Raw genomic sequence first — 22,687 nt, 5'->3', positions numbered from 1 at the left:
CGGTATGACTGACCCCTCCCCGGCAGGTGCCGCCGCGGCGCGGCTGCTCGCCCGCCTGACCGGCCTCGGGCTGCGCCACGTCGTCGTCTCGCCGGGCTCGCGCTCGCAGGCGCCGGCGCTGGCGGCGGCGGCGCTCGCTCGGGCGGGCGAGCTGCAGCTGCACGTGCGCATCGACGAGCGCGTCGGCGGGTTCACGGCACTCGGGCTCGCCGCCGAGTCGGGCGTTCCCGTCGCCGTGATCGTCACGTCGGGCACCGCGGTCGCGGAACTGCATCCTGCGGTGCTGGAGGCGCACCACGCGGGCGTCCCCCTCCTGCTGCTCACCGCCGATCGGCCGGCGGAGCTGCGGGGTACCGGGTCGAACCAGACGACCGTGCAGCCGGGCATGTTCGGCGTCGCCGTCGCCGAGGTCATCGACGTCCTCGCACCGGCGACGCCCGAGGACGTCGCTGCCGCCGCCGCTGTGGCCGAGCACGCCTGGTCGATCGCGACGACCCTGCGCCAGCCGGTGCAGGTGAACCTCTCGTACCGCGAGCCGCTCTCCGGAGCGGTCGCGAGCGCTGAGCCGCAGGGCGGTCCGCTTCCCGCGCCTCGGCCTGCGCCGGACCCCCTCCTGATCCGCTCGGGTCCCCGCACGGTCGTCATCGCCGGTGACCGGGCCGGGGAGGGGGCGGAGGCGTTCGCGCGCGCGCTGGACGTGCCGCTGCTCGCCGAGGTGTCGAGCGGCGCCCGGTTCGGCCCGCAGCTGGTCGGGGCCTACCGGCCGCTGCTCGACGACGCCGACTTCGGCGGCCGGATCGAGCGCGCGATCGTGTTCGGCCACCCGACGCTGTCCAGACAGGTTCCCCAGCTGCTCGCACGCCCCGAGGTGCACACCATCCTGGTCGGGCCGCCGGGCGGTGAGTGGTTCGACCCGACCAGCGGCCGCGCGCTGCGCACCGCCGCGGTCGCCGCGGAATCGGCCGAGCCCGACCGCTCATGGCGCGGTCGGTGGGTCGCCGCCTCCCGCGCGATGCTGGACGAGACGGACGACGTGCCCTACGCAGGGCGGCCGGACGAGCCGAGCGCGCGGGAGCGCAGGGACCACCAGCGCACGGAGCTCGCCGCGCTGCGGGCGCCGGTCACGCGTCGGGCGCTCGTCGACGCGGTGTGGCGCGCGACCTGGCCGCACGACCGGCTCGTCGTCGCGGCCAGCCGGCTCATCCGCGAGATGGACGCCGCGGTGCCGGGCAAGCGCATCCGCGTGCTCGCGAACCGCGGCCTCGCCGGGATCGACGGCACGGTGTCCACCGCGACGGGGGTCGCGCTCGCGCTCGCCGGAACCGGACGGGCGGGGACCACGCGCGTGCTGCTCGGCGACCTCGCGATGCTGCACGACGCCGGCGCCCTCCTCCGCTCGCCGGGGGAGCCGGAGGTACGCCTGCAGGTGATCGTCGGCAACGACGGCGGCGGCACGATCTTCGACTCGCTCGAGGTCAAGGAGACCGCAGACCCCACGGACTTCGAGCGGGTGCTGCGTACCCCGCGCGAGGTCGACTACGCGGCACTCGCAGCGGCCTACGGCTGGGAGCACCACCGCATCGACTCGCGCGGCGACCTCGACCGCGTCCTGACCGCCCCGGCGCCGGGGCGGAGCCTGGTCGTCGTCCCGCTGAGTTGATGGCTGCGCCGCCGCCGCCGCGGGGCAGCTGCCGTACCGGCGGGCCTGAACGGCCCTTCGGCTGACGGCGGAGCGGTGGGTGGTGTTCACCGATCAGGGGATTTGGCGGCCTCCGGCCTGCCAAATCCCCTGATCGGTGAACACAGCGGCGGCCAGGGCCTCTTCGATCGGCTGGAACTTCCAGCGGGTCTCCTCGAGCTCCTGGTGCGCGTCGGAGGCAGCGACGATCCCTGCGCCCGCATAGGCGCGGACGTGGTCGGGTCCCTCCACCTCCGCTGAGCGGAGCGCGATGGCCCACTCGCCGTCGCCGTTCCCGTCGATCCACCCGACCGGGCCCGCGTAGCGGCGGCGGTCGAACGGTTCGAGCGCGCGGATCACGCCGAGGGCCTCCGCGCGCGGCGCACCGGCAACGGCCGCGGTCGGATGCAGCAGGGCGACCAGGTCGAGCGCGCCGACGTCCGCCCGGATGCGGGCCGTCGCGTCCGTCGCGAGGTGCCACACGTTCGGCAGACCGAGCGCGAACGGGCGACCCAGCGTCAGGTCCTCCGTCGCGCCGCCGAGGGCCAGCAGCAGGCTGTCCACCGCGAGGGCGTGCTCGAACCGGTTCTTCGGGGAGTCCAGCAGGGTCGCCCGGTTCGCGTCGTCGACCCGGGAGTCGGCCGAGCGGGGCGCGGTGCCCGCCAGCACCCGCGACGTCGCGAGGCCGACGACGACCGTCGCGAGGGTCTCCGGGCTCGCACCGAAGATCCCGTCGACCGCGAACACCCACGCGCCGCGGTAGCGGTCCGCGAGCACCTCCAGCGCCATCTCGAGATCGAATCCGGGCGATTTGAGCACACGATCCCGCGCGAGCACCACCTTCTCGAGGTCGCCTGCGCGGATGCGCCCGACCGCCTCGGCGACCGCGCGCTCGTACGCCTCCGGCGCGAACGCGGCAGCGACGGACGGCGGCGTGGAGGCGGTGGGCTGGTGCAGCGCCGGCAGCTCGATCCGATGGGACGCGCCGTCGTGCTGCACCAGCACGACGCGGGGGAGCAGCAGCACGCTGGCCGCGTCGGAGTCGTCGGCGAACGCGAACGCGCCGAACGCGACCGGTGCCGCGGCCGGGACGTCGGTGTCGATCTGCGCCGCCGCCGACAGGGACCGCCAAGCGGCAGCCGCCGCACGGATGCGATCCGGACCGCTGAAGACCAGTCGCGCCGCGACGCCGTAGCCGATGCGCAGCTCGTCACCGTGCCGCCAGGTCGCGGTCGGATCGCCGAAGCGGCTGCGGAGGGCGTCCGTCTCGTGGCCGGGATGGACGATCCTCCTGATCGTGACAGGGAATGGGGGTACCGCATCCTCCGTCACCCGCTCAGGGTACTTGGGTGGCTCGACTAGCATCAGCAACCGTGTCCGCGGCCGATCTGAGCAAGACGCCGGCCGATGTCGCAGCGATGTTCGACCAGGCCTCGCGTCGTTATGACGTCATGAACACGCTGCTGTCCGGCGGCAACGCGCAGCTGTGGCGTGCCGCGACGGTGAAGGCGGTGGCGCCGCGCGCCGGGGAGCGGGTCCTCGACCTCGCCGCGGGGACCGGGACCTCGAGCGAGGCGCTCGCCCGCACCGGCGCCCGAGTGATCGCGGCCGACTTCTCGAAGGGGATGCTCGAGGTCGGGCGCGAGAAGCACGCGGACGACCAGCGCATCGAGTTCGTCTTCGCCGACGCGCAGGCGCTGCCCTTCGCCGACGACGAGTTCGACGCGGTCACGATCTCCTTCGGCCTCCGCAACGTCGCCGACCCGCACCGCGCGCTCGCCGAGATGTTCCGCGTCTCGAAGCCGGGCGCGCGAATCGTGATCTGCGAGTTCTCGAAGCCGACCCTCGCGCCGTTCCGTGCCGCGTACTTCGCCTACCTCGACCACGTGATGCCGACGGTGTCGCGGGTCGCGTCCTCCAACGCCCCCGCCTACGGCTACCTCGGCGACTCGATCAAGGCGTGGGCGGACCAGACCACGCTGGCCGCGTGGCTGCGGGATGCCGGGTTCCGGCAGGTGCGGTACCGCAACCTGACCGGGGGGATCGTCGCCCTGCACCGCGGAGTGAAGCCCTCCGCGGGCGTCTGGGCCAGTGAATGAGCGAGGCGGACGGGTGAGCCCGCGCGACGCGGTGACCAGGAGGAGCGCCAACCTCACCTCGCAGCTGCGGATGACGGAACGGCTGTTCTCATCCCGCGAGGACCGCTCGATCGCGAAGACGATCGACGACGGGCTCGAACGCGTCGAGGCCGGGATCCTCGAGCAGGTCGCGTTCCACGACGAGGTCGCGGACGTGCGATCCCGGTACCTGCTCGCCGCGGGCGGCAAGCGCATCCGTCCGGTGCTCACCCTGCTCACCGCGCAGCTCGGCGACGGCGTCACCGACGACGTCGTGACTGCGGCGCAGGCGATCGAGATCCTGCACGTGGGATCGCTGTACCACGACGACGTCATGGACGAGGCGGCCGAGCGCCGCGGCGTCCCCTCCGCCCAGCAGGTGTGGGGCAACTCGGTCGCGATCCTCACCGGCGACCTGCTGTTCGCGCGCGCGAGCAAGCTGATCGCGGGCCTGCACGGCGACGGGATCCTCGCGCAGGCGGAGGTGTTCGAGCGGCTCGTCCTCGGCCAGCTGCACGAGACCGTCGGGCCCGAACCGGACCAGGATCCCGTCGACCACTACCTGCAGGTGCTCGAGGACAAGACCGGTGCGCTGATCGCCGCCGCCGCCGAGTGGGGCGCGTCCTACGCGAACGCGCCGATCGAGTACCGCGAACCGCTCGCGACCTTCGGACGCCGGATCGGCGTCGCGTTCCAGCTAATCGACGACGTCATCGACCTGGCGCCGGAGGAGGCGGAGACCGGCAAGCAGGCCGGCACCGACCTGAAGGCCGGCGTCCCGACCCTCCCGCTGCTGCTGCTGCGCCGCAGCGCGGCGACCGTGCCGGCCGATCGGGCGCTGGCCGACCGCATCGAGGCGCTGCACGCCGACGGCACCTCGGTCGACGCGGCGGTCGCCGAGCTGCGGGCGCACCCCGTCACGGCGGCGACGCGGGCGGAGGCGATCCGCTGGGCCGACTCCGCGAAGGCGGCGCTCGACCCGCTGCCCGCCGGCACGGTCCGACGCGCGCTCGTCCGCTTCGCGGACCTGCTCGTCGACCGCTCCAGCTGAGAGAGACCTCCGACACACCGCCGCGCGCGTTCCTCCGCCCGGCCGAAGGGACACGACGAATGACCACGCTCCGCCTCGCCATCGTCGGTGCCGGGCCCGCCGGCATCTACGCCGCCGACATCGCGAAGAAGTCCGACCGAGGTCTGGACGTGTCGATCGACCTGTTCGAGCGGCTCCCTGCGCCCTACGGGCTGGTCCGGTACGGCGTCGCGCCCGACCACCCCCGCATCAAGGGCATCATCGGCGCGCTGCGCGAGGTGCTCGACGGCGGCGCCGTGCGGCTGTTCGGCAACGTCGACTTCGGCACCGACATCACGCTCGCCGACCTGCACGAGCACTATCACGCGGTGATCTTCGCGACCGGGGCGATCCGCGACGTCGCGCTGGACATCCCCGGCATCGACCTGCCCGGCTCCTACGGCGCCGCCGACGTCGTGTCCTGGTACGACGGGCACCCCGACGTCCCGCGCGAGTGGCCGCTCGACGCCCGCGAGATCGCGGTGATCGGCAACGGCAACGTCGCGCTCGACGTCGCCCGCGTGCTCGTGAAGCACCCCGACGACCTGATGCCGACCGAGATCCCGGAGAACGTGGAGGCGGGCCTGCGCTCCTCCCCGGTCTCCGATGTGCACGTCTTCGGTCGCCGGGGACCTGCGAACGTGAAGTTCTCGCCGCTCGAGCTGCGCGAGCTCGGCGAGGTCCGCGACGTCGACACGATCGTGCACGACGAGGACTTCGAGTACGACGACCAGGCGCATACCGCGATCGCCTCGAACAAGCAGGTCCTCGTCATCGACCGGATCCTGCAGAAGTGGCGTACGCGAGAGCCCGGCGGGGCGAGCCGCCGCCTGCATCTGCACTGGTGGGCGCGGCCCGTCGAGATCCTGGGCGACGGCAAGGTCGAGGGCATCCGCTGGGAGCGGACCGAGCCGGACGGCATCGGTGGCGCGCGCGGCACGGGCGAGTTCCGCGTGCAGGCCGTGCAGGCGGTGTACCGGGCGGTCGGCTACTTCGGCTCCCCGCTGCCGGACGTGCCGTTCGACGAGGCGCGCGGCGTGATCCCGAACCACGAGGGCCAGGTGCTCGGCGACGACGGTGCGCTCGTGCCCGGCGTGTATGCGACCGGCTGGATCAAGCGCGGCCCCGTGGGCCTGATCGGGCACACGAAGTCCGACGCGATGGAGACCGTCGAGCACGTGCTCACCGATCAGGGGATGTGGTGGACCCCCGCGCACCCGGAGGAGCAGTCGGTAAACGACCTGCTCGAGTCCCGCGGCGTCCGGTACACGACCGTCGAGGGCTGGCACCTGCTCGACCAGCACGAGCAGGCGCTCGGGGCGCCGGTCGGTCGCGCCCGCGTCAAGGTCGTCCCCCGCGAGGAGATGCTGGCCGCCTCCCTCGGCGACCCCGTCGCATGACAGGGGGCACCGGGCCTCGGCGATGACGTCGCCCTAGCGCCGGTGCGCCCGCCCGCGCGAGACTGCCGGGCGTGGAGTTCGCGGGGTTCATCGCCGAGGACGCGCCGGACCCCCGGGACGCGCGCCTGGCGATGATCGAGGGACTCGGCATCCCGGTGGCCGGTCTGGTTCCGCAGCGGCATCTCGAGGACCGCGGCGAGGCCGGGCACTCGGCCTCGCGGCATCGCAGCGGTGAAGGACCGGAGGTGCTGGAGCAGGTCACGATCTCGCGGACCTACCTCCTCTGGCGCAACCCCGATGATCACGAGGACCCGGCGAACCTCGCCGATCTCGACGACGCGACGGTCGCCGCGCTGCGGGCCCCGCTCGAGCGGGCGATACCCGGGTGGCTCCACGATGCACGGCGGATGCTGCGCTACCCGCGGCTGTGGGAAGCGGTGCAGACGCACTGGACGCGACCGGGGAGCGAGCGGGACTCGGTCGCGGACCGACTCATCGCCCATGCGGAATACGTCCTCAGCAACTCCTTCCGCGAGCAGCTCGGGCTCGGTCAGGGCCCTGACTCATGGGCGCCGCCGATCCCTCCGGCCGCTCTGCAGCCTCACCCGGTCGTGGTCGACGGGGCCCCGCGGGACGGCCTGCTGCTCGACACCGACCCGCTCGTGCTGGGCCTGGCGTGCGACGTGGAGGACCGCATCGTGACCGTCGTGGTCCCGCGCGACGAGCTGCCGTTCGTGACGCTGGAACTCGCCTCCGCGGCCCCCATCCGCCCGTGATCGAGCGCGGCCGTCAGCGCAGCTGGGCGGCCACCAGGTCGGCGAGGGACTCCGGGTAGACGGTCTCGACCGTCGCGCGCAGCTCCTCCACCGTCCACCAGCGGAGTTCCGTCAGGGCGCGCCGCTCGAGCTCCGTCCAGCCGCCGGTCGTCGGCTCGAACGCGGGCACGTGCGCGACGAAGTACTGCTCGCGCTGCTCGATGAGCCGGCCGTCGAAGGGGAAGACGGAGGAGCGGCGGGCGACCGGCCCGTCGAGCCCGGCGACGCGATGGCCGGTCTCCTCGAACGCCTCCCGCATCGCCGCGGTCCGCGCGTCCTCGCCGGGCTCCAGTCCGCCGCCCGGCGTGATCCACCAGGTGCCCGCCTCCGGACGCGCGGGGTCGCCGCCTTTCACGAGCAGCACCCGTCCTGCAGGGTCCAGCAGCAGCACGCGGGCCGCGGTGCGGACCACCGGCCGTGGCGGCGTCTTCATCCGGCCACGGTAGGCGCCTACTGCAGCGCCGCGGTGAGCCGGGCGACGTTGTCGAGCACGGAGGTGCGGAGGGGGCGTGCCTGCCACTCGTCGAGCGTGAGGCGGCGGCTCGCGCGTCGGTAGCCCTCCTCCAGCTGCCGCAGGTCCTGCACGAACGAACGACCACGCACCATCAGCGACACCTCGAGGTTCAGCGTGAAGGACCGCATGTCGAGGTTGCTGGACCCGACGACCGCGACGTCGTCGTCGATCGTGAAGTGCTTCGCGTGCAGGATCGTCGGCTTCCGGTACAGCCAGATGACGACCCCGGCCTTCAGCAGCGTCTCGTAGTAGCTGCGCTGCGCGTGGAAGACGACGGCCTGGTCGCCGATCTCGCTGACGAACAGCTCGACCTGCACCCCGCGCTGCGCCGCGGTCGTGACCGCGTAGAGCATCGAGTCGTCCGGGACGAAGTAGGGGCTCACCAGCACGATCCGCTGCTGCGCCGCGTAGATCAGCCCGTTGAACAGACGCAGGTTGTTCTCTCCGTCGAAGCCGGGGCCGCTCGGCACGACCTGGCAGTCGAGGTCCTCGTCACCGACCGGCTCGACCGCCTGCCGCGCCTCCCGCTCCAGAAGCACGTTCGTCTCGGAGAACCAGTCGGACAGGAAGATCGTGTTCAGCTCCGCGACGATCGGCCCCTCGAGACGGACCATCAGATCCGTCCACTTCAGGCCGCGTCGACGGTTCGTCCAGCGGTCGTAGGTGCGGTCGATCATGTTCTGCGAGCCCATGAACGCGACGCGGCCGTCGACGACCAGCACCTTGCGGTGGTTCCGCAGATCCGGGCGCTGGTAGCGGCCCCGCCACGGCTGGATCGGCAGCAACAGGTGCCACTCGACCCCGATCGTCTTCAGCTTCCGGATCGTGCGCCGGTACCCCCGCACCCGCAGCGACGCGATGTGGTCGAGCAGCACCCGCACGGTCACGCCACGCCGCACCGCGTCCTCCATCGCGTCGAAGAAGGGAGCGGTCGTCGCATCGAACGAGAGGATGTAGAACTCGACGTGCGCGAACGACCTGGCGGAGCGGACCGCCTCCGTCATCTCGTGGATCGAGCGCTCGTAGTCGCCGAACAGCCGGGCGGTGTTGCCCCCGAGCAGCGGCATCGCACCGAGGCGCCGGTTCAGCGCGGCGAGGGAGGCGAACCACGGCGGCCAGTCCGGCCGCTCGGTCGCGACTCGGATTCCCTCCGTCGCCTCCATGACGTACCGGTTGACCTGCTGCTGCTTGAGGCGGCGGGTGCGGGGCAGCCTCGTGCTGCCGAACAGCAGGAAGGCGATGAGACCCGCGTAGGGGATGAAGAAGATCGCGAGCAGCCACGCCGTCGCCGTCGCCGGGCGGCGGTTCTTCGGGACGAACACCACCGCGAGCACGCGGATGACGACGTCGGCGACGATGATCGCGATAGGGAGCACCAGGGAGAAGCTGGCGACCATGCCCCGGAGCCTATGGGCAGGTACCGGTCAGGTTGAACCCGAGAACGGGTGCCAGAGCCTCACCGGAAGTTGATGAACTGGAGGTCCAGGTCGAGGTCCGCCTTCTTCAGCAGGGCGATCGTGACCTGCAGGTCGTCGCGGCTCTTCGACTGCACCCGCACCTCGTCGCCCTGGATCTGGGTCTTGACCCCCTTCGGGCCCTCGTCGCGGATCAGCTTCGTGACCTTCTTGGCGTTGTCGGAGTCGATGCCGTTCTTCAGCTTCGCCTCGATCCGGTACTCCTTCCCGGAGGCGAACGGCTCGCCCGCGTCGAGCGACCTCAGCGAGATTCCGCGCTTGATCAGCTTCGACTCGAGCACCTCGAGGACGGCTTTGACGCGCTCCTCGCTGGAGGCCCTGAGCAGGAACTGCTCGCCCTTCAGCTCGAGGGACGCGCCGACGTTCTTGAAGTCGTAGCGCTGGTCGATCTCTTTCCGGGCCTGGTTGGCGGCGTTGTCCGCCTCCATCTGGTCCACCTTGCTGACGACGTCGAACGAGCTATCGGCCATGGGACCGGGAGTGTAGGAGGCCGACCTCGCAACTGGCCGAGGACGCACGTCCCGTCCCCCCTCGCGCGGTTTCGGAGCACGTCCGGCTTCGCGTATCCTGCATGTGCGCCTCGGGCCAGCCTGCGCAGGGCTGGCCCGAGCAGCCAGGCGGGTTACCCAAGCGGCCAAAGGGATCTGACTGTAAATCAGCCGGCGTAGCCTCCGGGGGTTCGAATCCCTCACCCGCCACAGGCTCAGCAGCCCCGGAATCATGCGGAAGAGCGTGAGACCGGGGCTGCTCCTGTCTCTGCCGGTGCGGTTGCGTGTGAGCAGATGTGAGCATGGGTTCGCGCGACACCTCCTTCCGCAGGGGCTCGTTGCGGACGGTCCACTTACCCTTGCCGGACGCCAGGCCGCTTGCTGACCGCAATCGACGTAGCCCCATTTGAGTTCGCATTCGGGTCGCGCGTCCTGAGGTAGCCGTTCGCGCAGGTAAGTGTGTCTTCTGCTCGGCCTCACGCGGGTGCCGATCATGAACGCGACGAAGGCCGACATTCCGATCGCGCTCCTGGACGCCTACTCGGAAAGCGGGTATGGCCCCATAGCGGGGCTCCTATTGAACTGCGAACGGGAGCCCTGATGTCCAAATTCGTTGAGTCGATTCAGTGGTCCGGGTGACGAACACGATCCTTGACCTCACGGCGCCAGCCGGCCTCATCGCCTCTACTGCTCATGACGTCGACGAAGCTGAGGCCCTCCTGACGGAGCTGAACGACCGCATCCGCGAGGGGCGACGACTCGGTCACGTTCGAGGAGATCGAGTCGACCGACCGTCAGACCCGGTAGGCGCGCATCCGTCGCGAGCCTGCCGAGAAGAGGGCGGAGGCGCTACGGCGCTAGGAGTTCAGGACTGTCATCGACGCGACCCCGCCGGCGGTACTGGAGGGCCGCGAGGCTTAGATCGGGGCGCAGCTCGGGCGCTCGGCCGCTGATCGAAGAGGCGCTCGCCCTCGACGCCGGACACGATCGAGGTATCCGGACATCCCGTTCCGATCGCCGTGGTCAGGCTGCTTAAGTTCGAGGGCCGGCAGGACTACCGCGCGATGACGTGGGCTTCGGCGTCCGGCGGCCGTAAGCCGATCGGATACTTCGGTTCGGGTGACGATGCTGCGGTCGCCGTCTGGAGGACGTACGTCGCCGACCAGACAGGCAGCACGAGAGGGCATCTCCGATACACAGTGGTCGCTAGCGGAGCGGTCCGTCAGCGAACAACTAGGCGGTCCGTACCCGAATGGGGCGTATATCGGTGTCTCAGCCTTCGAGTATCTTTTTCCCACCCGCATCACCCCGAACCGGAATGCCCATGTCTGACGAATTGTCGCCAATCCCGTACACGCCAGCCGCCGCTCGTGAACCGTCGAGCCTGCCGCCGGCAGGCTGGTATCCCGATGCGAAGACCAGGATCGGTCGCTACTGGGACGGCGCTGCGTGGACGGCTCAGGTATGGCCCGAGAGCTTCCTCCCTGCGCCGGGCTGGAGGATTCCGTGGGGGGAGGATGAAACCTGGTATTGGGATGGTCGCAACTACAAGACGCTTCCACAACAAGAAGCGTGGAAGGACATTACAAAGAAGCTGCGAACGCCTCGCGAGGTATTCGAGAATCCGAATGTTCAGTCCACGATTCGAAGGCTCGCAGCGCACATCACGGGCCGGGCCGGAAGTCCTTGGCTCGACGTCGATGGACTTGCGAAGGCGATCGGTCCTGACATACTTCGTCTGTCAAAGACGCTTGCGCGACATGTGACTCCTCGCAAGTTCTTCGATGTAGAGTGGTTCACGCAGGATCTTGAGCGCAATATTCGAAATGCTCTCGCCGACCTCATATCAGTGCAATACGAGCGGCGGCAGATAGACCTTCGCTCACACGATCCGATTGCGCGGGCGAAGCACACTTCCTTCACCCCAGGCGGGCCGGCGCCCGACCCGATGAAGTACGGCGTCTCGCACGAGGGTGCCGAGCAGTTGGTCGCGGAGTGGATGGTCTACCTCGGCGAGACCGATTCCCAGGTCACCCGCTACTCCGGCGACGGCGGCATCGACGTGGAGAGCTCGCATTACGTCACGCAGGTCAAGAACTACAGCGAGAACCAGAGCGTCGGTTCGAACGACCTCCGCGAGCTCCAGGGTGTGGCGACCCTCTCGGGCAGGCGACCCCTCTTCTTCACCTCCGGACGGTATCCGAGTGGCGGAGTCGAGTTCGCGGACAGGGTGGGGATGGCGCTGTTCCGCTACGACGCGGTGGCCGGCTCCCTGATCGGTGCGAACGGTCTCGGACTCATACTCCTTCGGACCGGCCTCTAGTCAGGCGCCCAACGCGTCGAGGCACGCCACGACGGCCCCTCATCGAGCTCGACGTCCCACATCCGGCTTGGGCACTCAGGGGTGTTCAGGGTGTCGGGTTCGTCCACGGCGACCCGTTAGATCGAGCGGCCGGATCGGCGGTTGAGGTCTCCACAGAACCATCCTTCGGCGATGCTGCCTGTGATCCGGCCCCTACTTCCCGCGGTGCTCCTTGTTGCTGCCCCCGCTCGCGCCGGTTGCTCCTCGACAGTTTCGCCGGCCGCGTCCTCTGCTGCTCCGATCGCAGGAGACCTCGATCGAGCCGATGCCGACCGAAATGTTCACTCCCGACGCCAGATGCCGAAGGGAGTGTTACCTGGACCGACTCCGACACGATCGAGGACGTCCCGTTCAACTCGTATCACCGGCTACGGGACGCTCAGCAAGCTGACGGCAAGTTCGATGAGTGCGACGGGTACCGGTGACATCTGGTCGGGCATCGAAAAGGTCGTCAGCGGCAATGAAGACGGCGAAGTGCACCGTTGACGACCCGACCAAGCTATTCGAATGCGCCACGCTGCGCCAATCTTGTTGATGATGAGCAGCTACTCGGAATCGCAGGTGGACGAGCGCACCGGTCCGAATCACCCGAACGCGAAGAAGATCGCCGAGGAGCTCGCGAACGGAGAACGGTTCTACGCCGGCACCTATCGCGTCGGCGGGTAGATCAAGGCCGGCACCTACATCGTCAAGGGTAACCTCCATGGTTCCTATTAGGAGCGGTTGAACAAGGGTGGCGACATCATCGACAACCATTTCGTGTCGGGTGGAATGCGGGCGAGGTCACTATCACCTGCTCCGACTAGTCCTTCGTGAACTGACAACGGGGCGCTGGGATTTCCAGAAGTAGCGGGTTATGCCCGGGTGACTGAGGTCATCGCCTGCCACCTCTCGTCCTCCTCGGCCGGCAGCGTGTTGTTCGCTAGAGGATCGTCCAGCCGACGGAGTGCCGATCCGTGTATCGGGGGTAGTTCCGGCCCATCACCATCGATCGGCGCGTGTCAGCTCAGTCGTTTCTCACCTCAACCTCACCTCGCTCCGCTGCTTCCTGTCGAACGGAGGTCGCCGCCACCGGGATTCGAGCACCGGCCCGTCGCCGTGAGCGATCGTGTCCACCTCGAAGCGCCTCAGCTCGCCGTCCACCGTCACTTCGCCCGCGACGACTTTCGCGATGGCCCGGCCGATGTGCACAACGTTCGCCTTGCCGGGGGCGATCCACACCACGTCCCGCCGCACGTCGTTCACCTCGTTGGCGACGTCGGCGTTCACGCGGGAGATGCTGTTCGCTTCGGAGGAGATCCGGCTCGCGTCTTCGGCGATGCGGTTCGCTGCTTGGAGTCCTTCCGAGCGAATCCAGCGATCACGACTCAGACGAGCCAGCTGTGCAGGCGCCACAAGCCCCCCGTGCTGGTGAGTGCAGCTCGCTAGGAAGTGCTCGTTGCGGGCCGTGGGCTTGGACTTACAGCTTCCAGTTCTCTCGCCGTCGACGGGGGGCTGGGTATTTCTCCAATCCGCCGCAAGTTCGTGAAATTTCACCACGAGCAGGTCGGGTGCACCTTGTAGCCGCCTCGCTCTCCCGCGTTGAATCGTGGACAGTGCCGCCGTATGTCGGAGTGATGTTGGAAGCGCTGGGCTGCACGGACCTGGAGTTCCTCGAGAGCTGCCGGCCGGTTGCTCTCCGCTTCGGGGAAACAGCAGCGCCGCCGTGGTCAGTGGGGGCTGACCGCCGGCGGCGCTTCTGCTGGTTCCGCGACCGGTGGGGGCCGGCTGCGGTGTCGCGACTCTGGGGAAGTGCGCGAACGTCTTCACTGGGTGCCGGTGGGGGGCCGGCTCGCGGGGGTGACCGCTTGATTAGGACAGTAGGACAGACAGATCTGTCTGTCCCAGTCCCCACTTCGGGGGTCTGCCCCGTGTGCAGCGGCTGCGGCACGCACCCGTACTGCGGTAGGGGCTGAAGAGGGTCCTGCAGCGGGACGCGCCGAATCGCTCCCCCACGTACCTTCGCCCGATGACCGCAGTCGCTCCGAGGCCCGTCCGCACGACCCGCCCGCGTACGACGCTTGTCGGGGAGGCGCAGGCCGCGCACGCCAGCGACTACACCGCGTTGGCGAAGCGCGTGAAGGACGCCGGCCTGCTGCGCCGCCGCCCGGGCTCCTACCTCACCCGCGTGATCGTGCTCGGCGTGCTCTACGCGACCGGGTTCGTGCTGCTCGCGACCCTCGGGCACACGTGGTGGCAGCTGCTCGTCGCCCTCGGCTTCTCCGTGGTCTTCACCCAGACCGCCTTCCTCGCGCACGACGGCGCGCACAAGCAGATCTTCACCTCCGGTCCCCGCGGCGAGATGTTCTCCCGGATCGTCGCGAACCTGTTCGTCGGCCTCAGCTACGGCTGGTGGATGCACAAGCACACGCGTCACCACGGCAATCCGAACACCGTCGGCAAGGACGGGGACATCGTGCCCGGCGCGGTCGTCTTCGTGGCGGACGAGGCGCCGGTCCGCTCCGGCTTCAAGGGCTGGCTCACGGCGCACCAGGGCTTCTGGTTCATCCCGATCCTGGCGCTCGCCGGGCTCGACCTGCACGTCTCCGCGGTCAAGGCGATCTTCGGAGGCGAGAAGGTCGCGCACCGCAAGCAGGAGGCGGCGTTCGTGCTGCTGCGCCTGATCGGCTTCCCGACCCTCGTGCTCCTGCTGCTCGGCCCGGTGCTCGGCATCGCCTTCATGGCGGTGCAGCTCGCGTCGTTCGGCATCTACATGGGAGGCACGTTCGCGTTGAACCACACGGGGATGATGGTCATCGGCCGCGACGAGAAGGTCGACTACCTCCGTCGCCAGGTGCTCACCTCCCGCAACATCAGCGGTGGCCGACCGGTCGAGCACCTCATGGGGGGCCTGAACTTCCAGATCGAGCACCACCTGTTCCCGAACATGCCGAGCGCGAACCTGCGCAAGGTCCGCCCGATGGTCCGCGAGTACTGCGCGCAGCTCGGCATCGAGTACGTGCAGAACGACGTGGTCACCGCCTGGCGCCTGGTGCTCGGCTACCTGCACCGCGTCGGCGCCCGCCACGCGGACCCGTTCGACTGCCCGGCGGCTCGCGCCTTCCGCACCGCCTGACCCGCCTTCGTCGCTTCGTGCAACGAGCGGGTCCGAGCCGTCAGCCGGGGCGGACCGCCGTCACGACGTCGGACTCGTCGGTGGTCAGGGTGATGCGGTCGGGACGGAACTCGAGCGTGAGCATCGTGTCCGGACCGGCGATGCGGCTGCGGAGACCCGCGTCGGCGACCTCCTGCTCGGCCGCCGCCGACGGAAGCCCGACGAGGGCGGCGGAGTGCTCCGCCGCCCAGGTCGTGATGTCGACCGTCATCAGTCGGCCGGTCCTGCGGTCAGCGTCACCGTCACGGCGCGGCTGGTGCCACTCGTGGTCGTGTAGGTGATCGTGACGCTGTCGCCCACGGCGTGCTCGGCGATCGCTGCGGACAGCTCGCTGCCGGAGGAGATCGTCGTACCGCCGACCGCGGTGATGGTGTCGCCGGCCGCGAGGTCGGTCTTCGCTGCCGCGGTGCCGGGGAGCACGGAGCCGATGACCGCGCCGCTCGTGTCGCTCGAGATCCCGATGCCCAGGAAGGCGGGAAGGCCGATCGTGATCTCGGCCGTGTCGTCACCGGCGATGATCTGCTTCGCGACGCTCAGGGCGCTGCTGATGGGGATGGCGTAGCCGGTCACGTCCGAGGTGCCGGAGGATGCGGCGGTGGTGACGCCGATGACGTCGCCGTCGGTGTTCTCCACCGCGCCGCCCGAGTCGCCGGAGACGACGTCGGCGCTGATCTCGATCAGCCCGTTCAACGTCTCCCCGGCCGTGCCGCCCTCGCTCGAGGTGGTGATCGTCTGGTCGAGCGCGCTCACGGTGCCCGCGGCTGCGCTCAGCGTCCCGGTGCCGTTCGCGTTGCCGACCGCGGTCACGGCGTCACCGGTCGACGGTGTGCTCGTGGCGACGTCGGCAGGGGTCAGACCGGATGCGTTCTTCAGCTGGAGCACCGCGATGTCCTTCGTCGCGTTCGTGCCGACGACGTCCGCCGTGTAGGTCGTCCCCGTCGACTCCACGGTGACCTTGATCGCGGTCGCCCCGTCGATCACGTGGTTGTTCGTGAGGATCCGGCCGCTTGAGGTGAGGATGATGCCGGTACCGGCCGCCTCCCCGTTCTCGTAGCCGAGCTGGGTCTCGATCGTGACGAGACCCGAGATCTGGGCCGCGGTCGCCGTCGTCGCGGTGCCGGCGGAGGAACCGGTGCCGGACGAGCCGCCGCCGGGCCGGAACTGGCCGAATCCGCCGGTGCCGCCCGAGCCGCTGCCGAATCCGCCCTGGGTGCCGTTCCCCAATCCGTCCTGGGTCGAGGTCCCGCCCTGCGTGCTCGAGCCGCCGTCCGCGCTCGTCGCCGTGGTGCTGCGCGCGAGTGCGAGCGATGCGGCCGCACCACCACCGGCGCCGGCGGTGAAGATGACCGCTGCGGCGATGCTCAGCGCTGCGACGCGGCGGTGCTTGCGATGTGCCCGATCCGCGTCTGCAGCGGCGACCGCAGGGTCGACCGGCGCTTCCTCCGCGAAGGCCGTCGTGCCGTCATGCGGCGCCGCGACGGTCGACGGCTCAGGCGTGGTCGGCTGTGCGGCGTCGGCCGCGGGACGGTGCTCGTCGTCGGGCGTGACGTCGAATGGGTTCTGGTCGTTCACACGGGCTATGGAACGCCTCCTACCGAAGAGCCCATTCGGTACCGGCCATACGAACCACTGGAGTCTTCTGGGAGAAGTCTATGAGCGGTGGGCATCCGGCGGTCTCCTGAGCAGGACACGCAGCGGCGCTCCGGCAGGGTTGCGGTCATGGCCCACGAGGAACTGCTCGAGATCGCGCGCTCCGTCGCGGAGGAGGCCGGCACGCTCGCCGCGCGCCTCAGGCGGGCCGGGGTGGAGGTCGCCGCCACGAAGTCGTCGCCGATCGACATCGTCACCGAGGCCGATCGCGCGACCGAGGACCTGATCCGCGGGCGCATCGCGACGCTGCGACCGGACGACGGCTTCCTCGGCGAGGAGTCGGGCGGAGGAGCCGGCACCAGCGGTCTCACCTGGGTCGTCGACCCCATCGACGGCACGGTCAACTACCTCTACGGCCTCCCCAACTGGTCGGTCTCGATCGCCGTGGTGGAGGGCGATCCCGATCCCGCTTCGTGGACGGCGATCGCCGGTGCGGTGCACGCGCCGATCCTCCGTGAGCTCTTCACCGCATCGGCCGGCGGCGGCGCGTACCTCGACGGGCGCCGGCTGCAGGTCCGCGAGCCCGTACCGCTCGATCGAGCGCTCGTCGCCACCGGCTTCCACTACACGCAGGACATCCGCACGAACCAGGCGAGGGTCGCGCAGCCGCTGCTCTCCCGGGTCCGCGACCTGCGCCGGGCGGGCGGTGCCGCGATCGACCTCGCATCCGTCGCGGCCGGCCGCCTCGACGCGTACTTCGAGCAGGGACTGAACCCGTGGGATCAGGCGGCCGGTGCGCTGCTGGTCCAGGAGGCCGGTGGTTCCGTCCGCGGGCTCGAGGAGGACGCCCCCACCCACCGGATGACCATCGCCGGACATGCGGACGTGGTCGCGGAGCTGCGCACGACCCTCCTGCAGCTCGGCGCCTGAGTGCGGTCGGAGGCGACCCCCGTACCGTCAGGGGAGTGAGCACGCATTCGAAGGACCCGATCGAGTCCAACTCCGAGGTCGACCCGTCCGAGCGTCTGGACACCGACTACTCGCCGTCCAGCGAGCGCGAGACGGAGGTGCTGCAGGACGACCAGACGGACAGCCCGGTGTTCGCCGATCCGGGCATCGACCGGTCGGCGGTGAAACTGCTGCCCGGCACCGGCGACTACACCGACCCGGGCGACGTCGACGTCGACCCCGGAGAGATCCACATGCCGCACCTGCCCGCCGGTCGCGCGGACGCCGGGCCGCCCGAAGCGTGAGGCGATCGGGCCGCTTCGGCGTCGTCACCCTGCTGCGGGCCGATGACGTCGAGGGCCTCCAGGAGGCGGTGCTCTACGCGCCGATCACGGTCGCGCAGCACATCGACGCGAAGCTGCGCGATTCCCGCGGTCTCGAGGTCGACGTCGCGGACACGCAGCGTGAGGCGCCGCGGGTCGCGGCCTCCCACGGCTGACCCCGTCATCCGCTCGGCGTCCTGGGACGTCGGCATCGTCGCGGCGCCCCGCCGAACGTCGGCCCGGAGCCGCAGACGCTCCGAGCAGATCGAAGAACCCCGGTCGTCCTGGCCTGCTACGCGGTCGTCGGCGGTTCATCAGGTCTCGCACGCGACGCCGTCCCCATCACGGTCGAGCGCACTGCGGTAGCCGGGCTGCCCGCGGTACAGCGGCGCTGCACCCGCAGCGCGAACGGCAGCACAGTTGGCGTAGGAGGCGCTCGGGGCACTCGTCGTCGCCGTCGGTGCGGGTACAGCCGTCGGCGGAGCCGCCGCGATCGGTGGCGCTACCGGCTCAGACGTGGGCGTAGGCGTCGGCGTCGGCACGGGCGTCAGCGTGGCTGTCGGCGTGGGCGTGGGCGTGGGTGTCGCTGTCGGCCCAGACGTGGGCGTGGACGTCGGGGTGGGGGCGGGGGTCGGGGTGGCTGGGCGAGAGGGCGGAGGGCTCGTGGTCGGCGTCGACGCGCGCCCTGTGAGCACGGCGATGCTCGGGGCGGTCGGCCTCCTGACCGTCATCGTCGAGCAGTAGACCGCCAGGTCGCGCCCGAGCGCGATCTTCTCGGCGATGTTCACCGAGAGGTGCCACCGGGCTTTCACGGCGATGTAGTTCTTCACGTACGTGCAGCGGTAGGACCTCCGAGCAGGCAGGTACGCATCGGGTTCTCGATCGCCCTTCGACCGGGCTGCGTGCGCGGATACCGCGATGAGGCCAGCGGCATCGCCGATGTCGTTCGCGTACGCCTCTCGCTTCAACGCCGTCCAACCGGCTGCGCCGGAGACCCACGCTTCCGCGAGCGGAACGAGGTGGTCGATGGCGACCTTCGACGCGACCGCCACGATGACCCCGTCGTAGCGGGAGATCCACTTGCCGGTCTTCACCTCGCCGTACTGGTCGAAGCGCACCTTCGTCAACGACTCGGCCTTCAGGACTTCGGCTCGGGTGTCCTCGCCGTCCCGGTCCGCATCGATCCACGCCGTGAACTTCGACCGGACGGAGGTGGCTGCGTGCGCCTCCTTCTTCACGGGGAGGTCATTCAGCAGCGCCTTCGCGGACACCGTCGTCGACGTCGCTGCGGCATGCGTGGACGTCACCGGCCGTGCGGCAGCAACCGTCGGAATCGCCGTCGCGGCGACGACAGCGACGCCGACGACGAACGAGACGAGATGGGGCTTCTGCACTGAGGCTCCTCGGTGGTGTTCCCCGGACGCTAACGGCGCCAGACCGAACCGGGGCGAGGCGCACCGGGCGACTTTTCGCGCGGCCCGGGTCTCGGCCGAGTCGTCGTGGGCGCTGAGGAGGCTCGATGAGGCGTGACAGGTGGGGGAGGTTCTCGGCCGGGTGCGGCCTCGATGTCGGGCGGGGTTACGGTGTGGGCGTGAAGCGGAACACCTGGCAGAGGGCCGCCGTTCGCGACGCGCTGGACCGCCGTGACGACTTCGTCAGCGCGCAGGATCTGCACGCCGCGTTGAGGGACTCGGGGTCCTCGATCGGTCTCGCGACGGTGTACCGCGCGCTCGCGGACCTCTCCGCCGAGGGGGAGGCGGACACACTGCAGTCGCCCGACGGTGAGAGCCGCTATCGCGCCTGCGCCACGACCAGGCATCACCACCATCTGATCTGCCGCTCGTGCGGCAGAGCCGTCGAGATCGAAGCGGACGAGATCGAGGACTGGGCCGCATCGACCGCGGCCGCGCACGGCTTCATCCGCCCGCAGCACGTCGTCGACGTGTTCGGCACCTGTCATACGTGCGCCGCGGCCGACCTGGAGCCGGCATCTCCGGAGCCGGCGACCGTGGCGGCGTCGCGGCGTTGACAGCTCCCCGCGCACTGCCGCTGAAGACGGGTTCGACCAGCGCACCTCTAGGCTGCGCGACCCGATTTCCATATCGATAACGATACTCAATAGAGTGTGGGGGTGCCTCGACCGCAGACCCCACGATCGTCCGGTTCCCGTTCTCGACGCCCCGCCGCCGCGGTCGCAGCGACCACCGCAGCCATGCTGCTGCTCGCAGCCTGCAGTGGATCGCCGGAACCCTCCTCCGGCAGCGGCACGAAGATCGGCGTCGTCGCCGGCGAGAACTTCTGGGGCGACATCGCCCGGCAGATCGGCGGCGATCATGTCACGGTGACGTCGATCATCGAGGACCCGGATGCGGACCCGCACGAGTACGAGTCCGACGCCGTCGACGCGGCGGCGCTGGCCCGCGCGGAGCTCGTCATCGAGAACGGTCTCGGGTACGACGACTTCATGAGCAAGCTGCTCGAAGCCTCCCCCAACAGCGGCCGTGAGGTCATCTCGGTGCAGAAGGTGCTGCACATCACCGGGGCGAGCCCGAACCCGCACGTCTGGTACGACACCGCGCGCGTAGCGGAGGTCGCGGACGCGATCCAGCAGCAGCTGAGCACGGCGGACCCGGCGAACGCGACGACCTACGCTGCGAACGCGCAGGCGTTCGACGACTCGCTGAAGCCGATCGAGGAGACCATCGCCACGATCAAGTCCAAGTACGCGGGGACGAAGATCGCCTACACGGAGCGGGTGCCGGCCTACCTGACGAAGGCCGCCGGCCTGACGCTCGGCACACCGCAGTCGTTTACCGAGGCGGTCGAGCAGGGCGAGGACCCGTCTCCTGCGGCGAACGCCGCGTTCGAGAGCGCGATCACGAACAGGACCGTCAAGGTCCTGCTCTACAACGGCCAGGTCACCGACCCTGAGACGACGAACATCAAGAAGCTCGCGACCGACGCCGGCGTTCCCGTGGTCGGAGTGACCGAGACGATCCCCTCGACCGACAAGGATTACCAGTCGTGGCAGCTGCGCCAGGCCGAGGAGATCCTCGCCGCGCTCGGCGGATGACCGGCGCGCAGGCATCCGTCCTGGACCTCGCCGGTGCCGGCGTCGCGCAGGGTGGACGGACGCTGTGGTTCGGCCTGGACCTCAGGGTCGAGCCCGGCGAGTTCCTGGCGGTGCTCGGCCCGAACGGGTCCGGGAAGACGACGTTGCTGAAAGCGATCCTCGGTCTCGTGCCACTGATCGCGGGACGGATCACCGTGGCCGGCAGCCCGGCGCGGCGAGGCAACCCCGACGTCGGGTACGTGCCGCAGCAGCGCGGCTTCGACGCTGATCTCGCCGCGCGCGGCCGTGACCTGGTCGCGCTCGGCGCGGACGGGCACCGATACGGACCGCGTCGCCGCCGCGCAGAGATCCAGACGAGGGTCGACGCCGCGATCGCCGCGGTCGGCGCAGCCGCCTACGCGGACGAACCGATCGGCCGGCTCTCCGGCGGAGAGCAGCAGCGGCTCCGGATCGCGCAAGCGCTGCTGAGCGACCCGGGGTTGCTGCTGTGCGACGAACCGCTGCTCTCCCTCGATCTGGCGAATCAACGCACCATCACCGCCCTGATCGACGCGCGCCGGCGGGAGTCCCACACCGCGGTGATCTTCGTGACGCACGAGATCAACCCGGTCCTGCCGTACGTGACCCGGGTGCTGTACCTCGTCGCCGGACGATGGGTGATCGGCACCCCCGACGAGGTGATCACCGAGCGGACGCTCAGCGACCTGTACGGCGCACCGATCGGGGTGTTCCGGCACGGCGGCAACGTGATGATCACGGGAACCGGGGACACCCGGTCCGACTACCCGGGAGAGGGCCACCTCCACTGAACCTCGTCGACTACCTCGCGCTCCCGTTCGCGCAGCACGCGCTCGTCGCCGCCCTGCTCGTTGCGGTCATCTGCGGCCTCGTCGGACCGTTCGTCGCCTCGCGCGACATGGCCTTCGCAGTGCACGGCGCCGCCGAGCTCAGCTTCACCGGCGCTGCGGCCGGCCTGCTGATCGCCGACGACGCACTCGGAGGAGCGCTCGCCGGCTCCCTCGTCGTCGCCGTGGCGATCGGGCTGCTGGGCGATCGGCCACGAGAGCGGAACTCCTCGATCGGCGTCATCCTCGCCGCCGGTCTCGGCCTCGGGATCCTGCTGCTGTCCTTCTACCACGGCTTCGCCAGTGCTGCTACGAACATCCTCTTCGGGCAGATCTTCGGGGTCAGCGCGACCGACATCGTGATCCTCGGTGTCATCGCGGTCGTGATCCTGATCGTGATGGGAGTCATCTACCGACCCCTGCTGTTCGCCTCCATCGATCCGGACGTCGCGGCAGCCCGCGGCGTGAACACCCGGGGGGTGGGGCTCGTGTTCGTGGCGGTCCTGGCGTTCACGGTGACGGAGGCATCCCAGATCGTCGGCACCCTGCTGGTGCTGAGCCTCGCTGTCACGCCGGCTGCCGCAGCGCGGCACCTCACCGCGGCGCCGGGCAGGGGCACCGCGATCGCGATCGGCATCGCGATCCTCGCTGCGGACGGCGGCCTGCTGCTCAGCCTGACCTTCCCCGACGTGAAGGCGAGCTTCTTCATCAGCGCGGTGAGCTTCGCCTGCTACGCCCTCGCGCGCATCTGGAGCGCGACTCCCCTCGCGCGACGCTGAAGCCGAACCGCGTCGGTGTGACGAGCGGCGGCTCCGGCTGCCCCGGACCGCGCCTGC

At 70.1% G+C, this 22,687-nt stretch carries 23 protein-coding genes and 1 tRNA gene; 16 read left to right on the top strand and 8 right to left on the bottom strand.

What is annotated here, in order from left to right:
- The first annotated feature begins 4 nt into the window (after nt 1-4).
- The gene (menD, locus tag ACFE67_RS01750; protein WP_375405148.1) at nt 5-1,660 is read left to right on the top strand and encodes a 2-succinyl-5-enolpyruvyl-6-hydroxy-3-cyclohexene-1-carboxylic-acid synthase; all 1,656 of its coding nucleotides are present in this window, start codon (nt 5-7) and stop codon (nt 1,658-1,660) included.
- A 93-nt stretch (nt 1,661-1,753) separates the two neighbouring features.
- Here the strand turns inward: menD and ACFE67_RS01745 are convergent, their stop codons facing one another.
- On the bottom strand, nt 1,754-3,010 hold the full coding sequence (locus tag ACFE67_RS01745) for an isochorismate synthase MenF (RefSeq protein WP_375405147.1): 1,257 nt from the start codon (nt 3,008-3,010) through the stop codon (nt 1,754-1,756).
- Nucleotides 3,011-3,051: 41 nt separating this feature from the next.
- Between ACFE67_RS01745 and ACFE67_RS01740 the strand changes: the two genes are divergently transcribed.
- The 4 genes from ACFE67_RS01740 to ACFE67_RS01725 all read left to right on the top strand — a co-directional run bounded on the left by ACFE67_RS01740 (nt 3,052) and on the right by ACFE67_RS01725 (nt 7,040).
- Nucleotides 3,052-3,777: a class I SAM-dependent methyltransferase gene (locus ACFE67_RS01740; RefSeq protein WP_375405146.1), complete on the top strand. Its 726-nt coding sequence runs from the start codon at nt 3,052-3,054 to the stop codon at nt 3,775-3,777.
- Between the two features lie 13 nt (nt 3,778-3,790).
- A complete protein-coding gene (locus tag ACFE67_RS01735; RefSeq protein ID WP_375405145.1) occupies nt 3,791-4,846 on the top strand; it encodes a polyprenyl synthetase family protein in 1,056 nt (351 codons plus the stop codon).
- Nucleotides 4,847-4,905: 59 nt separating this feature from the next.
- Entirely contained in the window at nt 4,906-6,264 is a 1,359-nt protein-coding gene (locus ACFE67_RS01730) for an FAD-dependent oxidoreductase (protein WP_375405144.1), read from the top strand.
- A gap of 71 nt (nt 6,265-6,335) precedes the next feature.
- Nucleotides 6,336-7,040: a hypothetical protein gene (locus tag ACFE67_RS01725; RefSeq protein WP_375405143.1), complete on the top strand. Its 705-nt coding sequence runs from the start codon at nt 6,336-6,338 to the stop codon at nt 7,038-7,040.
- 13 nt (nt 7,041-7,053) lie between these two features.
- Here ACFE67_RS01725 and ACFE67_RS01720 read toward each other — a convergent pair whose 3' ends face one another.
- The 3 genes from ACFE67_RS01720 to ACFE67_RS01710 are packed head-to-tail and all read right to left on the bottom strand — an operon-like array spanning nt 7,054 to nt 9,538.
- Complete coding sequence (locus ACFE67_RS01720; RefSeq protein ID WP_375405142.1) at nt 7,054-7,512, bottom strand: NUDIX hydrolase; 459 nt, start codon at nt 7,510-7,512, stop codon at nt 7,054-7,056.
- Between the two features lie 17 nt (nt 7,513-7,529).
- Nucleotides 7,530-8,990, bottom strand: coding sequence for a cardiolipin synthase (cls, locus tag ACFE67_RS01715; protein WP_375405141.1), 1,461 nt, complete (start codon nt 8,988-8,990; stop codon nt 7,530-7,532).
- Between the two features lie 59 nt (nt 8,991-9,049).
- A complete protein-coding gene (locus ACFE67_RS01710) occupies nt 9,050-9,538 on the bottom strand; it encodes a YajQ family cyclic di-GMP-binding protein (protein WP_375405140.1) in 489 nt (162 codons plus the stop codon).
- 146 nt (nt 9,539-9,684) lie between these two features.
- On the opposite strand from ACFE67_RS01710, the gene ACFE67_RS01705 reads away from it, so the two are divergent.
- The 3 genes from ACFE67_RS01705 to ACFE67_RS01695 all read left to right on the top strand — a co-directional run bounded on the left by ACFE67_RS01705 (nt 9,685) and on the right by ACFE67_RS01695 (nt 12,584).
- Nucleotides 9,685-9,766 (top strand) — tRNA-Tyr (locus tag ACFE67_RS01705).
- A gap of 1,114 nt (nt 9,767-10,880) precedes the next feature.
- Entirely contained in the window at nt 10,881-11,879 is a 999-nt protein-coding gene (locus ACFE67_RS01700) for a restriction endonuclease (RefSeq protein ID WP_375405139.1), read from the top strand.
- 576 nt (nt 11,880-12,455) lie between these two features.
- On the top strand, nt 12,456-12,584 hold the full coding sequence (locus tag ACFE67_RS01695) for a hypothetical protein (RefSeq protein WP_375405138.1): 129 nt from the start codon (nt 12,456-12,458) through the stop codon (nt 12,582-12,584).
- Nucleotides 12,585-12,935: 351 nt separating this feature from the next.
- On the opposite strand, the gene ACFE67_RS01690 is transcribed toward ACFE67_RS01695, so the two are convergent.
- A complete protein-coding gene (locus tag ACFE67_RS01690) occupies nt 12,936-13,187 on the bottom strand; it encodes a hypothetical protein (RefSeq protein ID WP_375405137.1) in 252 nt (83 codons plus the stop codon).
- Between the two features lie 739 nt (nt 13,188-13,926).
- On the opposite strand from ACFE67_RS01690, the gene ACFE67_RS01685 reads away from it, so the two are divergent.
- Nucleotides 13,927-15,033, top strand: a complete 1,107-nt coding sequence (locus tag ACFE67_RS01685) for a fatty acid desaturase family protein (RefSeq protein ID WP_375405136.1) — start codon at nt 13,927-13,929, stop codon at nt 15,031-15,033.
- Nucleotides 15,034-15,073: 40 nt separating this feature from the next.
- Here ACFE67_RS01685 and ACFE67_RS01680 read toward each other — a convergent pair whose 3' ends face one another.
- Entirely contained in the window at nt 15,074-15,283 is a 210-nt protein-coding gene (locus ACFE67_RS01680) for a hypothetical protein (protein ID WP_375405135.1), read from the bottom strand.
- On the bottom strand, nt 15,283-16,644 hold the full coding sequence (locus tag ACFE67_RS01675) for a S1C family serine protease (RefSeq protein WP_375405134.1): 1,362 nt from the start codon (nt 16,642-16,644) through the stop codon (nt 15,283-15,285). The genes ACFE67_RS01680 and ACFE67_RS01675 overlap by 1 nt, the downstream gene beginning before the upstream one ends.
- Before the next feature lie 147 nt (nt 16,645-16,791).
- Here ACFE67_RS01675 and ACFE67_RS01670 point away from each other — a divergent pair, with 147 nt between their 5' ends.
- From ACFE67_RS01670 to ACFE67_RS01660, 3 genes are read left to right on the top strand one after another with little or no spacing between them, the layout of a single operon-like run.
- Complete coding sequence (locus ACFE67_RS01670) at nt 16,792-17,592, top strand: inositol monophosphatase family protein (RefSeq protein WP_375405133.1); 801 nt, start codon at nt 16,792-16,794, stop codon at nt 17,590-17,592.
- A gap of 35 nt (nt 17,593-17,627) precedes the next feature.
- Nucleotides 17,628-17,915 carry a hypothetical protein gene (locus tag ACFE67_RS01665; protein WP_375405132.1) on the top strand — a complete coding sequence of 96 codons (288 nt, stop codon included), beginning with the start codon at nt 17,628-17,630 and terminating at the stop codon, nt 17,913-17,915.
- Nucleotides 17,912-18,109, top strand: coding sequence for a hypothetical protein (locus ACFE67_RS01660; RefSeq protein ID WP_375405131.1), 198 nt, complete (start codon nt 17,912-17,914; stop codon nt 18,107-18,109). The genes ACFE67_RS01665 and ACFE67_RS01660 overlap by 4 nt, the downstream gene beginning before the upstream one ends.
- Nucleotides 18,110-18,247: 138 nt before the next feature.
- Here the strand turns inward: ACFE67_RS01660 and ACFE67_RS01655 are convergent, their stop codons facing one another.
- The gene (locus ACFE67_RS01655) at nt 18,248-19,327 is read right to left on the bottom strand and encodes an excalibur calcium-binding domain-containing protein (RefSeq protein ID WP_375405130.1); all 1,080 of its coding nucleotides are present in this window, start codon (nt 19,325-19,327) and stop codon (nt 18,248-18,250) included.
- A gap of 197 nt (nt 19,328-19,524) precedes the next feature.
- Between ACFE67_RS01655 and ACFE67_RS01650 the strand changes: the two genes are divergently transcribed.
- The 4 genes from ACFE67_RS01650 (at nt 19,525) to ACFE67_RS01635 (ending at nt 22,630) form a co-directional block, all read left to right on the top strand.
- Nucleotides 19,525-19,962, top strand: coding sequence for a Fur family transcriptional regulator (locus ACFE67_RS01650; RefSeq protein WP_375405129.1), 438 nt, complete (start codon nt 19,525-19,527; stop codon nt 19,960-19,962).
- 102 nt (nt 19,963-20,064) lie between these two features.
- Entirely contained in the window at nt 20,065-21,006 is a 942-nt protein-coding gene (locus ACFE67_RS01645) for a metal ABC transporter solute-binding protein, Zn/Mn family (protein WP_375405128.1), read from the top strand.
- Nucleotides 21,003-21,815 carry a metal ABC transporter ATP-binding protein gene (locus ACFE67_RS01640; protein ID WP_375405127.1) on the top strand — a complete coding sequence of 271 codons (813 nt, stop codon included), beginning with the start codon at nt 21,003-21,005 and terminating at the stop codon, nt 21,813-21,815. The genes ACFE67_RS01645 and ACFE67_RS01640 overlap by 4 nt, the downstream gene beginning before the upstream one ends.
- Nucleotides 21,812-22,630, top strand: coding sequence for a metal ABC transporter permease (locus ACFE67_RS01635; protein ID WP_375405172.1), 819 nt, complete (start codon nt 21,812-21,814; stop codon nt 22,628-22,630). Before ACFE67_RS01640 ends, ACFE67_RS01635 begins: the two co-directional genes overlap by 4 nt.
- The last annotated feature ends 57 nt before the right edge of the window (nt 22,631-22,687 follow it).

The organism is uncultured Amnibacterium sp., assembly GCF_964244015.1.
Classification (GTDB): Bacteria; Actinomycetota; Actinomycetes; order Actinomycetales; family Microbacteriaceae; genus Amnibacterium.
This window is presented reverse-complemented; position numbering and strand designations above follow the sequence as displayed.

Coding starts and splice junctions, on each gene's coding strand:
- menD (WP_375405148.1), top strand. CDS start 5: ATGACTGACCCCTCCCCGGCAGGTGCCGCCGCGGCGCGGCTGCTCGCC.
- ACFE67_RS01730 (WP_375405144.1), top strand. CDS start 4,906: ATGACCACGCTCCGCCTCGCCATCGTCGGTGCCGGGCCCGCCGGCATC.
- ACFE67_RS01720 (WP_375405142.1), bottom strand. CDS start 7,512: ATGAAGACGCCGCCACGGCCGGTGGTCCGCACCGCGGCCCGCGTGCTG.
- cls (WP_375405141.1), bottom strand. CDS start 8,990: ATGGTCGCCAGCTTCTCCCTGGTGCTCCCTATCGCGATCATCGTCGCC.
- ACFE67_RS01710 (WP_375405140.1), bottom strand. CDS start 9,538: ATGGCCGATAGCTCGTTCGACGTCGTCAGCAAGGTGGACCAGATGGAG.
- ACFE67_RS01700 (WP_375405139.1), top strand. CDS start 10,881: ATGTCTGACGAATTGTCGCCAATCCCGTACACGCCAGCCGCCGCTCGT.
- ACFE67_RS01695 (WP_375405138.1), top strand. CDS start 12,456: ATGAGCAGCTACTCGGAATCGCAGGTGGACGAGCGCACCGGTCCGAAT.
- ACFE67_RS01685 (WP_375405136.1), top strand. CDS start 13,927: ATGACCGCAGTCGCTCCGAGGCCCGTCCGCACGACCCGCCCGCGTACG.
- ACFE67_RS01680 (WP_375405135.1), bottom strand. CDS start 15,283: ATGACGGTCGACATCACGACCTGGGCGGCGGAGCACTCCGCCGCCCTC.
- ACFE67_RS01670 (WP_375405133.1), top strand. CDS start 16,792: ATGGCCCACGAGGAACTGCTCGAGATCGCGCGCTCCGTCGCGGAGGAG.
- ACFE67_RS01640 (WP_375405127.1), top strand. CDS start 21,003: ATGACCGGCGCGCAGGCATCCGTCCTGGACCTCGCCGGTGCCGGCGTC.